This is a genomic window from Streptomyces sp. WM6378 (genome assembly GCF_001279695.1).
GTDB lineage: Bacteria > Actinomycetota > Actinomycetes > Streptomycetales > Streptomycetaceae > Streptomyces.
The window spans coordinates 107,626-121,597 of record NZ_LGDD01000047.1; the positions used below are offsets into that span (position 1 = coordinate 107,626).

General features: G+C 69.1%; 10 protein-coding genes and 1 tRNA gene. 5 read left to right on the top strand and 6 right to left on the bottom strand.

Translation table 11 applies throughout. From position 1 onward, the window contains the following. The first annotated feature begins 1 nt into the window (after position 1). Positions 2-742, top strand: a complete 741-nt coding sequence (locus ADK54_RS07500; RefSeq protein WP_053724740.1) for a class E sortase — start codon at positions 2-4, stop codon at positions 740-742. A 112-nt stretch (positions 743-854) separates the two neighbouring features. On the opposite strand, the gene pknB is transcribed toward ADK54_RS07500, so the two are convergent. From pknB to ADK54_RS07530, 6 genes are all read right to left on the bottom strand, one after another. After that, positions 855-2,891, bottom strand: a complete 2,037-nt coding sequence (gene pknB, locus ADK54_RS07505) for a Stk1 family PASTA domain-containing Ser/Thr kinase (protein ID WP_053724741.1) — start codon at positions 2,889-2,891, stop codon at positions 855-857. Between the two features lie 188 nt (positions 2,892-3,079). After that, positions 3,080-4,543, bottom strand: a complete 1,464-nt coding sequence (locus ADK54_RS07510; protein WP_053724742.1) for a penicillin-binding transpeptidase domain-containing protein — start codon at positions 4,541-4,543, stop codon at positions 3,080-3,082. After that, complete coding sequence (locus tag ADK54_RS07515; RefSeq protein WP_053724743.1) at positions 4,540-5,955, bottom strand: FtsW/RodA/SpoVE family cell cycle protein; 1,416 nt, start codon at positions 5,953-5,955, stop codon at positions 4,540-4,542. Before ADK54_RS07515 ends, ADK54_RS07510 begins: the two co-directional genes overlap by 4 nt. A gap of 26 nt (positions 5,956-5,981) precedes the next feature. Further along, positions 5,982-7,463: a Stp1/IreP family PP2C-type Ser/Thr phosphatase gene (locus ADK54_RS07520; protein WP_053724744.1), complete on the bottom strand. Its 1,482-nt coding sequence runs from the start codon at positions 7,461-7,463 to the stop codon at positions 5,982-5,984. 129 nt (positions 7,464-7,592) lie between these two features. Next, the gene (locus tag ADK54_RS07525; protein WP_053724745.1) at positions 7,593-8,129 is read right to left on the bottom strand and encodes an FHA domain-containing protein FhaB/FipA; all 537 of its coding nucleotides are present in this window, start codon (positions 8,127-8,129) and stop codon (positions 7,593-7,595) included. Positions 8,130-8,139: 10 nt separating this feature from the next. Further along, positions 8,140-9,012, bottom strand: coding sequence for an FhaA domain-containing protein (locus tag ADK54_RS07530; RefSeq protein ID WP_053724746.1), 873 nt, complete (start codon positions 9,010-9,012; stop codon positions 8,140-8,142). A 377-nt stretch (positions 9,013-9,389) separates the two neighbouring features. Between ADK54_RS07530 and ADK54_RS07535 the strand changes: the two genes are divergently transcribed. The 4 genes from ADK54_RS07535 to ADK54_RS07550 all read left to right on the top strand — a co-directional run bounded on the left by ADK54_RS07535 (position 9,390) and on the right by ADK54_RS07550 (position 13,965). Next, a tRNA-Leu gene (locus tag ADK54_RS07535) sits at positions 9,390-9,472 on the top strand. Positions 9,473-9,761: 289 nt separating this feature from the next. Then, on the top strand, positions 9,762-11,456 hold the full coding sequence (locus ADK54_RS07540) for a sensor histidine kinase (RefSeq protein ID WP_053724747.1): 1,695 nt from the start codon (positions 9,762-9,764) through the stop codon (positions 11,454-11,456). Positions 11,457-11,535: 79 nt separating this feature from the next. Then, positions 11,536-12,195, top strand: a complete 660-nt coding sequence (locus tag ADK54_RS07545; RefSeq protein ID WP_053724748.1) for a response regulator transcription factor — start codon at positions 11,536-11,538, stop codon at positions 12,193-12,195. A gap of 303 nt (positions 12,196-12,498) precedes the next feature. Further along, complete coding sequence (locus ADK54_RS07550; RefSeq protein ID WP_053724749.1) at positions 12,499-13,965, top strand: DUF2252 domain-containing protein; 1,467 nt, start codon at positions 12,499-12,501, stop codon at positions 13,963-13,965. Positions 13,966-13,972 lie beyond the last annotated feature (7 nt).

Genomic DNA, 13,972 nt, shown 5'->3' on the forward strand with positions numbered 1-13,972 from the left:
GGTGGCGACAGGAACCGACCACGACGAGCGGACCGGCACGCCCGGACCTGCTCCGGCCCGGCGCGGCCGCGGCGCCCTCGCCGGCGTCATCAGCGTCTTCGGCGAACTCCTCATCACCGCGGGCCTGGTGCTCGGCCTCTTCGTCGTCTACTCGCTGTGGTGGACGAACGTCATGGCCGACCGCGAGGCGTCCGCGCAGGGCGACAGCGTGCGCCGCGACTGGGCGGCCTCCACCGGCCCGGGCGCCCTCGACACCAAGGGCGGCATCGGCTTCCTGCACGTGCCGGCGATGAAGAACGGCGAGGTGCTCGTCGAGAAGGGCACCGACACCGACGTCCTCAACGGCGGTGTGGCCGGCTACTACACGGACCCGGTCAAGGCGACGCTGCCCGGCGCGGGCAAGAACGGCAACTTCACGCTCGCCGCCCACCGGGACGGCCACGGCGCCAAGTTCCACAACATCGACAAGGTGAAGACCGGCGATCCGGTCGTCTTCGAGACCAAGGACACCTGGTACGTCTACAAGGTGTTCGCGGAGCTGACCGAGACGTCGAAGTACAACGTCGACGTCCTGCAGCCGGTCCCGAAGGAGTCGGGTGCCAAGAAGCCCGGCCAGTACATCACCCTGACGACCTGCACCCCGGTCTACACCTCGAAGTACCGCTACATCGTGTGGGGCGAGCTGGTGCGCACCGAGAAGGTCGACGCCAAGCGCACCCCGCCGGCCGAACTGCGCAAGTAGTAAGCCGAGTTGCTACGACACCGCCTATACGGCGCTGAGACCGAGCCAGTACGGCACTGAGCCCCGGCACCCTCATAGGGTGCCGGGGCTCAGTGCTGAGCGCGGTGGCGGACTAGGTCAGCGGGGCGCCGCCGGACGGGCCGCCGAACGGGAAGTTGCCGCCGCCGTCGCCTTGGGATCCGCCGCCGCCACCGATCGTGGTCAGCGTGACCGGCTGGTTCGGGTCGACCATGGTGCCCGAGCCGGGCGTGACCATCGTGACGTGCGCCTTCTCGTCGTTCGAACTGCCCGGTGCGAACTGGATGTTGCTGAAGCCCGCGTCGTTCAGGATCTGCGTGGCGTTCTTCACGGTCTTCAGGACCAGACCCTGCGGAATCGCCACCTGGCCGCTGGGCGGAGTCTGGCTCTGCGGCCCCTTGGAGACCTTCAGGACGATCTGGACGTCCTTGGGCTGGCTGGTGTTGCCGGTCGGGGTCATCGAGACGACCTGGTTGACCGGGCTCTGGTTGTCCACGTCCTGGCGGGAGACGTTCGTGAAGCCGAGGGCACTGAGCTGCTGGACCGCGGTGTTGTAGTCCGAACCCGTCACATCTGGCATCTTCGTCGTCTGCTTCTTGGCGATCTGAAGCGTGACCGTCGAGTTCTTCTCCGCCTGCGAACCGCCCGTAGGGTCCTGGTTGACGACCGTGCCCGGCGTCGAGCTGGACTCGACCTCCTTGGTCTTCACCTGGAAGCCCTTGTTCTGGAGCAGCTGCGTGGCGCTGTCCTTGTCCTTCTGCGTGACGTCCGGGACCTCGATCTTGGGCGCGCCCGTGGAGACGGTGACCGAGACGGTCTGGCCCTTCTTCATGTTGCCGTTCGCCGGGTCCTGGGTGCAGATGTTGCCCTTGGGCTGGTCCGCGCACGGCTCGTTCTTGGTCACGGACATCTTGACGCCGGCGTTGGTCGCCAGCTTCTCCGCGTCGCCCTGGCTGCTGCCGACGAGGTTGGGCACGCTCACCGAGGTGCTGTCGGCGTTGCCGCTGAAGACGGACTTGCCGATCAGGATCGCGCCGACCAGCACCAGGACCCCCGCCAGGATCAGCAGGACCGTCGAGGTGTGGGACTTCTTCTGGCGGCGCCGGTCGGGGCGGTCGTCGTAGCCGTAACCGCCGTCGTCCGGATTGACCGGCGGCAGCATCGAGGTCTGGCCCGCACCCGGGTCGGCCTGGCGCAGTGCGGTCGTCGGCTGGTCGTTGCCGTAGCCGCTGTTGTACCCGTTGCCGTTGCCGTAGCCGACCGCGCCCAGGGTGGCGGTCGCGGCGACCGGCTGACCGTCGAGGTAGGCCTCGATGTCGGCGCGCATCTCGTCCGCCGACTGGTAGCGGTAGTCGGGGTCCTTGACCAGCGCCTTCAGGACGATGGCGTCCATCTCGGGCGTGATCTCGGCGTCGAAGTTGGAGGGAGGCTGCGGCTCCTCGCGTACGTGCTGGTAGGCCACCGCGACCGGCGAGTCCCCGACGAAGGGGGGCCGGACGGTGAGCAGCTCGTACAGCAGGCAGCCCGTCGAGTACAGGTCGCTTCGCGCGTCGACCTGCTCGCCCTTGGCCTGCTCCGGGGAGAGGTACTGGGCGGTGCCGATCACGGCGGCGGTCTGCGTCATCGTCATGCCGGAGTCGCCCATGGCGCGGGCGATGCCGAAGTCCATGACCTTGACCTGGCCGGTGCGCGTCAGCATGACGTTCGCCGGCTTGATGTCGCGGTGGACGATCCCGTTGCGGTGCGAGTACTCAAGCGCCTGGAGGATGCCGATGGTCATTTCCAGGGTGCGCTCGGGCAGCAGCTTGCGCCCGGAGTGCAGCAGCTCACGCAGGGTCGAACCGTCGACGTACTCCATCACGATGTACGGGATGGAGACGTTGTCGACGTAGTCCTCGCCGGTGTCATAGACAGCGACGATCGCCGGGTGGTTGAGCGAGGCGGCCGACTGGGCCTCACGGCGGAACCGGGCCTGGAAGGACGGGTCGCGGGCGAGGTCGGCCCGCAGCGTCTTCACGGCGACGGTGCGGCCGAGCCGGGTGTCGTGCGCGAGGTAGACCTCCGCCATGCCACCACGGCCGAGCACCTGGCCCAGCTCGTACCGGCCGCCGAGGCGACGCGGCTCTTCCATAGCTAATCCAGCCCTCTCCGTCTGTCCCGACCGTACCCATGGGTGGTCCGGCGGTGTGCTGTTCGCGCATACGCTACCGGGCACCGCAAGCTGATCAGCTCGCGACCGTCACCTGATACCGGACCGGTACAGGGCACGTGTGATGTTTCACGTGAAACGAGCGACCGTTTCACGTGAAACAGCCCGGATCACTTCTTGCTGTCGAGCACCGCCTTCATCACGTTCCTGGCAATGGGGGCCGCAAGCGCGCCACCCGCGATGTCGTCACGGGTCGTGTCGGAGCCTTCGATCACCACGGCGACCGCGACCGGGGAGCCGTCCCCGGTCTTCGCGTAGGAGATGAACCAGGCGTAGGGGTTGCCGTTGTTGTCGACACCGTGCTGGGCGGTACCGGTCTTGCCGCCGACGGTCACGCCCGGGATCTGGCCGTTCTTGCCGGTGCCGTCGGTGACCACGAACTCCATCATCTTCTGCAGCTTCTGGGCATTGGCGGCCGACAGCGGCTGGCTCATCTGCTCCGGCTGGGTCTTGGAGAGCACGTCCACGTTCGGTGCCTGGAGCTGGTCGACCATGTACGGCTTCATCAGCTTGCCGTCATTGGCGACGGCGGCGGCGACCATGGCCATCTGGAGCGGGGTCGCACGGTTGGAGGCCTGCCCGATGCCCGCCATGGCGTTCTGCGGGCGGTTGTCCTTCGGGTAGATGCTGGCGTCGGTGCGGACCGGGTTGAAGATCTGCTTGTTGAAGCCGAACTTCTCGGCCTCGGCCTTCATCTTCTCGTTGCCCAGGTCGGCGCTGATCTTGCCGAAGACGGTGTTGCAGGACCACTGGAGAGCCACCTTCAGCGTGGCGTTCTCACAGGGGATGTTGCCCTCGTTATTCAGTGGCTGGTGGGCGGTGTCCGGCAGGATGTACGGCACTGGCGACCGCGTCGGGTCGTCGATGCCGGAGTACAGCCCGTTCTCCAGGGCCGCGGCGGCGGTGACCACCTTGAAGGTGGAGCCCGGAGGGTAGGTCTGGCGCAGCGCCCGGTTCAGCATGGGCTGGTTCTTGTCGTCCAGCAGAGTCTTGTAGGCGCTGCTGTCCTTGTTGCTGCTGCCCGCGAACACCGACGGGTCGTACGAGGGCGTCGAGGCCAGCGCGAGGATGGCGCCGGTCTGCGGGTTGATCGCCGCGACCGCGCCCTTCTTGTCGCCGAGGCCCTGGAACGCGGCCTTCTGGGCGGCGCTGTTCAGGGTGGTGACGACGTTGCCGCCCTGCTTCTTCTCGCCGGTGAACATCGACAGCGTGCGGTCGAAGAAGAGCCGGTTGTCGGTGCCGGAGAGGATGCCGTCCTCGAGCTTCTCCAGCTGCGACGCGTCGAAGACCTGCGAGGCGTACCCGGTGACCGGCGACCACATGGCGCCGTCCTTCCAGACCCGCTTGTACTTGAAGTCCGTGCCCGAGGTCTCCGTGGAGCCGGTGATCGTCTGGCCGTCGGCCGTGATGATGTTGCCGCGCTCGTGGGCGAACCGCTCGATCTGGACGCGGCGATTGAAATCGCTCGCGTTCAGCTCGTCGGCCCGCACGTACTGGAGCCAGTTGTCGCGGATCATCAGCGACAGGATGAGCAGCCCGCAGAAGATCGCGATCCTGCGCAGGGGCTTGTTCACGGTCGGACCACCTGGGTCATCTCGGCGTCGGGGGACGGGGCGGGCGCCGGCGCGGGGCGGCGCGCGGTGTCGCTGATCCGGATCAGGATGCCGATCAGGGCCCAGTTGGCGATGACGGACGAACCGCCCTGCGCGAGGAACGGCATCGTCATACCGGTCAGCGGGATGAGGCCCATCACACCGCCGGCCACGACGAAGACCTGGAGCGCGAAGGCGCCGGACAGACCGATCGCGAGGAGCTTGCCGAACGGGTCGCGGGCGGCGAGCGCGGTGCGCACCCCGCGCTCCACGATCAGGCCGTAAAGGAGCAGCAGCGCCATCATTCCGGCCAGGCCCAGCTCCTCGCCGACGGTGGAGAGAATGAAGTCGGCGTTGGCGGCGAAGCCGATGAGGTCGGAGTTGCCCTGGCCGAGGCCGGTGCCGAGCGTGCCGCCGGAGCCGAACGACATGATCGCGTCGCCGATCTGCTGGCAGGCGCCGTCCGTCTTGTAGCAGGCGAAGGGGTCCATCCACGCCTTCACCCGCTGCTGCACATGCGACTCGAAGGTGGCCACACCCACCGCGCCGACCGCCGACATCAGCAGGCCGAACACGATCCAGCTGGTCCGCTCGGTGGCGACGTACAGCATGATCACGAAGAGGCCGAAGAACAGCAGCGAGGTGCCGAGGTCCGTCTCGAAGACCAGGATCAGGATGGACATCGCCCAGATGACCAGGATCGGTCCGAGGTCACGGCCGCGCGGCAGGTACAGGCCCATGAAGCGGCGGCTGGCCAGCGCGAGCGCGTCCCGCTTCACCATCAGGTAGCCGGAGAAGAAGATCGCGATGATGATCTTCGCGAACTCACCGGGCTGGATGGTGCCGAGGCCGGGGATCGAGATCCAGATCTTCGCGCCGTTGACGGCCGGGAAGAACATCGGAATGACCAGCAGGAACAGCGCGGCCGCCATCGAGATGTACGTGTACCGCTGCAGGATCCGGTGGTCCTTGAGCAGCAGCAGCACGCCGATGAACAGGGCGACGCCGACCGCGGTGAACAGCAGCTGGTGCGGGGCGTCCGGGGAGAACTTGCCCCATGCGCTCTTGGCGCGCTGGATCAGCCGCGGCGACTGGTCCAAGCGCCAGATCAGCACCAGGCCGAGCCCGTTGAGCAGCGTCGCGAGCGGCAGCAGCAGCGGATCGGCGTACTTGGCGAACTTACGCACCACCAAGTGCGCCACACCCGCCATCAGGCCCAGGCCCAGACCGTATCCGAGCATGCCGGAAGGAAGCTTGCCGGTCATGGCAAGCCCCACGTTGGCGTACGCGAACACCGGGATGGCCACGGCGAAGATCAGCAGGGCCAGCTCGGTGTTGCGGCGGCTCGGTGCTTCGATCGCGCCAATGGTGGTCGTGTTGGTGACAACGCTCATGGTGTGGAAAGGCCCCCTACGGCTGCCTACTGCTTACCGCACTGCGAGACCAGCTTCTGCTCGTCCTCCGAGAGGCTGGGGCCGGGTGTGGGAGATGCGGTGGTGGTGGGTTTGTTGGACGGGGCGCCGGTCGCGCCCGTGCCGGGCTTCGAGGCGTTGTTGCTCTCGGCGGCGCGGCGCGCCTCCTCCTTCTGACAGGCGGACGCCTGTGTCGCGAACTCCTTGATCTTGGCCTGCGCCTTGTCGAGGCTGCTCGCGGCGATCGTCGAGTCGATCTGGTTGCGCTGGTACTGCGGGAGGTACTTGAGTTCGATCTCGGGGTGATCGGTCTCCACCTTGGAGAGCTTCACCCACGCCAGGTCCTGGCTGATGCCCCGGTACAGCGCCACGTGCGGAGTGCCGTCGTTGTTGGTGCCGACGAAGTACTGCGTCTGCGTCCACCGGTAGCCGCCGTACAGACCGCCGCCGACGACCGCCAGGGCCAGCACGATGTACAGGGACCGGCGGATCCACCGGCCCTTGCCACGCCGACGCGGCTTGACGAAGTCCTCGTCCGTGTACGAACCGAAGGCGCCCTCGGGCGGACTGCCGTAGCCGCCGCTGTCCTCACCGCTGCCGGGCGGGCCGAAGCCGCCCGGGGGCGAGGGCGCGGGGCGGCCGAGCCCGGAGGCGCGGCCCGCCGGGGTCTGCATGGCGCCGCCGTCGTTCAGCTGCAGCTGGTTCTCCGCGACCGCGCCCACGATGACCGGGGTGTCGTTGAGCTGCCCCGCCAGGGTGTCCCCGGCGTCGACGTCGAGCACATCGGCGATGATCACCGTGATGTTGTCGGGGCCGCCGCCGCGCAGCGCGAGCTGGATCAGCTCCTGCACGGTCTCCTGCGGGCCCTGGTAGCTGGCGAGGGTCTCCTCCATCGTCTGGTGGGAGACCACCCCCGACAGGCCGTCGGAACAGATCAAGTACCTGTCGCCGGCCCGCACTTCACGGATCGACAGATCGGGCTCGACGTGGTCGCCGCTGCCCAGCGCCCGCATCAGGAGCGAGCGCTGCGGATGCGTGGTGGCCTCTTCCTCGGTGATGCGGCCCTCGTCGACCAGCCGCTGCACCCAGGTGTGGTCCTGGGTGATCTGGGTGAGGACGCCGTCGCGCAGCAGATAGGCGCGCGAGTCGCCGACGTGCACGAGACCCAGGCGCTGCCCCGTCCACAGCAGAGCGGTGAGCGTGGTGCCCATCCCCTCCAGCTGGGGGTCCTCCTCGACCATCATGCGCAGCTGGTCGTTGGCTCGCTGCACGGCGGTACCCAGCGAGGTGAGGATGTCCGAGCCGGGTACGTCGTCGTCGAGCGTGACCAGCGTGGAGATCACCTCGGACGAGGCGACCTCACCGGCGGCCTGACCGCCCATGCCGTCGGCGATGGCGAGGAGACGGGGACCGGCGTAACCGGAGTCCTCGTTCCCCTCGCGGATCATGCCTTTGTGCGATCCGGCGGCGAAACGCAGGGAGAGACTCATGCGCACCTCGCCTGTCGGCTCGGGGTACAGCCGGTCATGTCGAGCCACACTGCCCACCCTCCGGTCGGGAGCCCGTCCCGGTCCCTGGGGACCGCCGCGGCTCGCTCGCTCCGCTCGCTCATTGTCGTACTACTTCCGCAGCTCGATGACGGTCTTGCCGATGCGGATCGGCGCGCCCAGCGGAATCGGGGTCGGGGTGGTGAGCCGGGTCCGGTCCAGGTAGGTGCCGTTGGTGGACCCGAGATCCTCGACGATCCAATTGCCGTCCCGGTCCGGATAGATCCTGGCATGGCGGCTCGACGCGTAGTCGTCGTCCAGGACGATCGTCGAATCGTGCGCCCGGCCCAGCGTGACGGTCTGGCCCTGCAGCGCGACCGTGGTGCCGGTGAGGGTGCCCTCGGACACGACCAGCTTGGTGGGGGCACCGCGACGCTGCCGCCCGCCACCACCCTGCTGCTGGCCGCGCTGCGGCGGTGGCGCGGCGCCTGCGGCGGCCTGCCTGCCGGTCTGCTGCTGCCGGTTCGCGTCATTGCCCCGGCGCGAACCGCGCTGGGTGACGCGCGTACCGAACAGGTCGCTGCGAATGACCTGGACGGCCACGATGACGAACAGCCACAGTACGGCGAGGAAACCCAACCGCATGACCGTGAGGGTCAGCTCTGACATTGCCCCCGCTTCACCCTTCGGCTTGCCGGTAAACGATGGTGGTGCTGCCCACGACGATCCGCGAGCCGTCGCGGAGCGTAGCGCGGGTGGTGTGCTGCCCGTCCACCACGATGCCGTTGGTGGACCCGAGATCCTGGATCGTCGGGGGCGTTCCGGTCCGGATCTCACAGTGCCGGCGCGAGACGCCGGGATCGTCGATCCTCACATCCGCATCGGTGCTGCGGCCAAGGACCAGAGTCGGGCGGGAGATCTGGTGGCGGGTGCCATTGATCTCGATCCAGCGTCGCACTTGGCCGTGCCCGCCCGGCATCGGCCCCGGACCCGCCGGACGGCGGTCGGCGGGCGAAGCGGCCGGGCGGCCCGGAGGCGGCGCTGCAGGCATGGGCGGGGCCGCGGCCGGCGGGTACCCGTAGCCGCCACGGCCGCCCTGAGGGGCCGCGGGCGCCGCGGGACGCTGCGGGGCACCCGGGCCGGGGCCCTGGGGACCCTGCTGGCCCTGCTGGTCGGTGCTGGACGCGAGCGTGCGGCTGCGCACCCGGTACAGACCGGTGTCGAGGTCCTCGGCCTTCTCCAGGTGCACCTTGATCGGGCCCATGAAGCTGTAGCGCTGCTGCTTCGCGTAGTCACGCACCAGGCCGGACAGCTCGTCGCCGAGCTGGCCCGAGTACGGGCTGAGCCGCTCGAAGTCCGGAGCGCTCAGCTCGACGATGAAGTCATTGGGGACGACCGTGCGGTCCCGGTTCCAGATCGACGCGTTGTTGTCGCACTCGCGCTGGAGCGCGCCGGCGATCTCGACGGGCTGGACCTCGGACTTGAAGACCTTCGCGAAGGTGCCGTTGACCAGGCCTTCGAGACGCTGCTCGAAACGCTTCAGGACTCCCATGGGGCACCTCCTCCGTCGTTGCCGTCCTGGTGTTGCTGCCGGTTCTGCTCTGGGTCACGCTCTTGGTACTGCTTACTGATCGTATCCACGCGTCGGGAAATCGGCTGGTTCCCCTTCTGTGCCTTGTGGACGAGTGTCACCTCTCACACGCACCTCTCGTACGGATCGTAGAGGTGGCTTCCCGACAGTGTCCCGCACCTGGGGTGCACTCAGGAGGAGCGGGTAACGATGCCGGGGGTTGCCTCTCTCCTGATCTGCTCCTCTCCACAGGGTCGCCGCAAACAACGGATGTGAATCCACCCTGCGCAGCGTGCTAATCTTCTCGACGTCGCCAGGCAATCGCACCAAACAGTGAGAGAGCCCAGCACACCACTCTTGCGCGAGTGGCGGAACGGCAGACGCGCTGGCTTCAGGTGCCAGTGTCCTTCGGGACGTGGGGGTTCAAATCCCCCCTCGCGCACAAGTCGGAAGCCCCGCAGATCCCCGGATCTGCGGGGCTTCCTTCGTATGTCCGGGCTCTGCGCGGTATGTCCGGGCGCGGTGCGAACGCGCACTCCCCGGGTTCCGTCTCACGATGTTCTGTCTCACGCGCTCTGTCCCTTCCTCTGTTTCTTCTGTGTCATATGTCGCGTTCCAGGGCGGGCAAACCCAGGAGTCGCTCGGGTGCCATGAACAGGTCGACTTTTGTCTCGGCGAGGCGCGACGAAAGAGAGCCGTCGCCAAGGGGGCACGCTGCCTAGGGTGCGGGCGTGGATGTGTCATCGAGGGTCCGTAGCGGATGGCGCCTGCTGAAGGGGCCCGAGCCCTGGACGCGGCGCCGGATCGTCGGCGAGGCCGCGCTCGCGCTCGTGCTGGCCCTGATGTCGGGCGGGATCGGGCTGCTCACCGGAGGACCGCTGCGGGCCGCGGCCGTCGCCCTCGGCGTCGCGGTGCTGTCGCTGCTGCGCCGTTCCCTTCCCGCGAGTGTGCTGCTCGCGGCGGCCGCCCTGTCCATGGCGGCGGGCGAAACCGCCCCTCTCCTGATGGTCGCGGCCTGGTCCGCGGGACGGCGCATCGTCGGCGCGGGACGGGCCCTCGCCGCCTTCACGGCCGCCTTCGTCATCTACCTGGTCCTCGGCGTCATCACGCTGTGGCCCATCGCACAGCCCATCCTCATGGGCATCTTCAGCACCCTGTTCTTCCTGGCCGTGGCCGTCGTACCCGGCCTCACCAGCCGGTACTGGTCCCAGCGGCGCACCCTGCTGCGCGCCATGCAGGAACACAACGCCCAGCTGCTCCGCGAGCGCGCCATGGTCGCGGGCCAGGCCCGGCTGCGCGAACGCCAGCGCATCGCCCAGGACATGCACGACAGCCTCGGCCACCAGCTGGCCCTCATCTCCGTGCACACCGGCGCCCTCGAAGTCGACCCCGAACTGACCGGCCGCCAGCGCGAGGCCGTCGGCGTGCTGCGGCAGGCCTCGGTCGCCGCCATGCACGAACTGCGCGAGGTCGTCGGCATCCTGCGCGACGGCATCGAAGCCCCCGCCGCACCCGACGGAGCCCAGCCCGCCGCCCGTGGCACCGCGGGGATCCAGACACTCGTGGCCGCCGCACGCGCCGCCGGGAACACCGTGGAACTGCGCGCCAGCGGCGAGCCCCGGCTGCTGGCCGCCGCCGGCGACCACGCGGCGTACAGGATCGTCCAGGAAGCCCTGACCAACGCGTACAAGCACGCTCCGGGCGCTCCGATCAGCGTGGAACTGCGCTACGAACCGGATTCCTTCGTCGTCGAGGTCGTCAACGGAGTCGTCGACCGCGCCGCCGCGGACCAGGCCGGCGAAGTGGTCAGCGGCGGCCAGGGCCTCACCGGGCTGCACGAGCGGGCCCGGCTCGTCGGCGGCATGGTGCACACCGGCCCCACCGACGACGGCGGCTTCCGCGTCGCGGGCGTACTGCCCTACGGGGCGGCCGAGGCCGCGACGTTCGTCGATGCCCCCGACGACTTCCGACAGCAGTCACCCGCCCCGCCGCTCGGCGACGGTGGTCCGGTCGTGGACTGGAACATCGCGGAGAAGGAGCTGGGCATGGGCGGCAGGAACAGGGCCGGAGGCGTCGCGCTGGGCTGCGGAATCGCCGTGGGGGCAGTGGTACTGCTCGCGATCGCGGCCGGAGTCGGACTGTTCTTCCTCGCCGGATCGGCCGAGAAAGGCATGATCGATCCGTCCCAGTACGACAAGATCAAGGTCGGCACCTCCGAAGCCGAGGTCCGCAACGAGCTGCCGAGCGGCGACACCGTGCTGACCTCGGGCCTTGCCGGAAAGGGCCCCGCCGAACCGGAAGGCTCCCAGTGCCTGGTCCTGATGTCCTCCGACACCGGTGAGGGCCTCAAGACCGAGCCGGTGTTCCGGTTCTGCTTCAAGGACGGCAAGCTGATCGAGAAGAAGTCGTACGAAGTGGCGCGCTAGCGGCGGCGCGGGGCGGCCCGAGGCCGGCTCGGGCGCGGCTCCGGCGGCGTACAGGACAGGATCAGGACAGGATTTGGGTGTGACGGGACCACGCATCAGGGTCGTGATCGCCGACGACGAGCCCCTCATCCGGGCCGGGATCCGCATGATCCTCACTTCGGACGCGGCGATCGACGTCGTCGCCGAGGCCACCAACGGCCGTGAAGCCGTCGAACTCGCCCGCTCCCACGCCGTGGACGTGGTGTTGCTCGACATCCAGATGCCCGAGATGGACGGGCTGAGCGCGCTGGCCGAGCTGCGCAGGACCGTACCGGCGGCGCGAGTGATCATCCTCACCACGTTCGGGGAGCGGGAGAATGTCCTGCGCGCCCTGGAACACGGCGGCGCCGGATTCCTCCTCAAGGACACCGCGCCCGCCGAACTGATCCGCGCGGTACGCGCCGCCGCCGCGGGTGACGCCTACCTCTCGCCCGCCGCCACCCGGCACGTTGTCGACCAGCTCGCCACGGGCCGGGCAGCGGCCCGTGGCGAGGAAGCCAGGCGCCGGGTCGGCGTGCTGTCCGAGCGCGAGCGGGACGTCCTGGCACTGCTGGGCGAAGGGCTGTCCAACGCCGACGCCGGCAAGCGGCTCCACATGAGCGAGGCCACGGTGAAGACGTACGTCAGCCGCATCCTGGCAAAGCTGGACTGCGAGAACCGGGTCCAGGCGGCGCTGCTGGCGCGGGACGCGGGGCTGTAGGGGTTCGTGGTCGGGCCTGGTTCCGATCCCGCGCCCTCCCGTTTCCTGGTGTCGGCCCTGCCGTCGTTTCGCTGTTTCACGTGAAACGACGGCAGGCCTGGCTGTCGAGAAGGGGGCCGGCGATCCCCTGTGCCCAGGCGCTCGACGCAAGCGGAGTCCGGGCCCCCGAGAGTTATCCACAGGGGGAGACGATCTTTCGCCAGCGCCTGTACCGTCAGGGGCAGTTGAGCTCTTGATGTTGAACGAGAGCGCTGCACAAGGACGTTACAAGGACGTTGTACGAGACGGGGGAGGCGGCACGCCATGGGCGAGGTCGACGCGGTGGTTCCGGCACAGCGGGCCGGGGCGGAGGACGGGCGGGGCCGGATCCCCGAGGTCCCCGGATTCGCCCGCCGCCCGCACGCATCAGGAACGGGAAGGCGCCGGGCGCAGGGATCGCCGAAGGCCGAAGGGAAGGCGCTGCGGGACCGGTTCCCGCGCGCCTCGCACGACTCGCTGCTGCTCTCCGCCGACCGGCCGGACGCCGTCCGCGCGGTGGAGGAATCCAACGCGGGCCGGGTGCCCGAGCTCACGCCGATACGCGTGGGCCGCATGGCCGCCAGTCCCTTCGCGTTCCTGCGCGGCTCGGCCGGACTGATGGCGCACGACCTGGTCGGCACGCCCGTCACCGGCGTCGGCGCGCAGATATGCGGAGACGCACACGCGGCCAACTTCGGCCTGTACGGCGACGCACGCGGCAGTCTCGTCATCGACCTGAACGACTTCGACGAAACCGTGACCGGCCCATGGGAATGGGACGTGAAGCGGCTGGCTGCCTCGCTGGTCCTGGCGGGCCGGGAGGCCGGCGCCGACGAAGTCACCTGCCGGGCAGCGGCGTTCGACGCGGTCGGGGCCTACCGCCGCACCATGCGCCTGCTCGCGAAGCTGCCGGTCCTCGACGCCTGGAACGCCATAGCCGACGAGGAACTCGTCTCCCACGCCGACGCCCACGACCTGCTCGGCACCCTGGAACGGGTCTCCGAAAAAGCCCGCAACAACACCAGCGCGCGCTTCGCCACCAAGGCGACCGAGCAGGGCGAGGACGGCAGCCGGCACTTCGTCGACGCGCTCCCGGTGCTGCGCCGCGTGACCGACGCCGAGGCGGCAACGGTCGCCGCCTCGCTGGAGCAGTACCTGGGCACCCTGTCCGAGGACCGGCTGCCGCTGCTCGCCCGGTACGCGATCCACGACGTGGCCTTCCGGGTGGTCGGCACGGGGAGCGTCGGAACACGCTCGTACGTGGTGCTGCTGCTCGACCACCGGGGCGAACCTCTCGTGCTCCAGGTCAAGGAGGCCAGGCCCTCGGCGCTGCTGCCGCATCTGGCGAAAGCCGGGTTCAAGACGCCCGACGTCGGGCACGAAGGGCGGCGCGTGGTGCTCGGGCAGAAGCGGATGCAGGTGGTCAGCGACATCCTGCTCGGCTGGACGACCCTGGACGACCGCCCCTTCCAGGTAAGGCAGTTCAGGAACCGAAAGGGCAGCGTGGACCCCGCCGCGCTAGCCGCCGACCAGCTCGACGACTACGGGCGCATGACGGGCGCGCTGCTCGCCCGGGCGCATGCGCACAGCGTCGATCCGCGGCTCATAGCCGGGTACTGCGGAAAGAACGAAGAGCTCGACGAAGCGGTGGCCGCCTTCGCGGTGACCTACGCCGACCGCACGGAGGCCGACCACGCGGTGCTGACCGCTGCCGTACGGGACGGGCGGGTCGCGGCAGAGCTGGGGGTTTGAGCGGAGG

Coding starts and splice junctions, on each gene's coding strand:
- pknB (WP_053724741.1), bottom strand. CDS start 2,891: ATGGAAGAGCCGCGTCGCCTCGGCGGCCGGTACGAGCTGGGCCAGGTG.
- ADK54_RS07515 (WP_053724743.1), bottom strand. CDS start 5,955: ATGAGCGTTGTCACCAACACGACCACCATTGGCGCGATCGAAGCACCG.
- ADK54_RS07520 (WP_053724744.1), bottom strand. CDS start 7,463: ATGAGTCTCTCCCTGCGTTTCGCCGCCGGATCGCACAAAGGCATGATC.
- ADK54_RS07525 (WP_053724745.1), bottom strand. CDS start 8,129: ATGTCAGAGCTGACCCTCACGGTCATGCGGTTGGGTTTCCTCGCCGTA.
- ADK54_RS07530 (WP_053724746.1), bottom strand. CDS start 9,012: ATGGGAGTCCTGAAGCGTTTCGAGCAGCGTCTCGAAGGCCTGGTCAAC.
- ADK54_RS07550 (WP_053724749.1), top strand. CDS start 12,499: ATGGGCGAGGTCGACGCGGTGGTTCCGGCACAGCGGGCCGGGGCGGAG.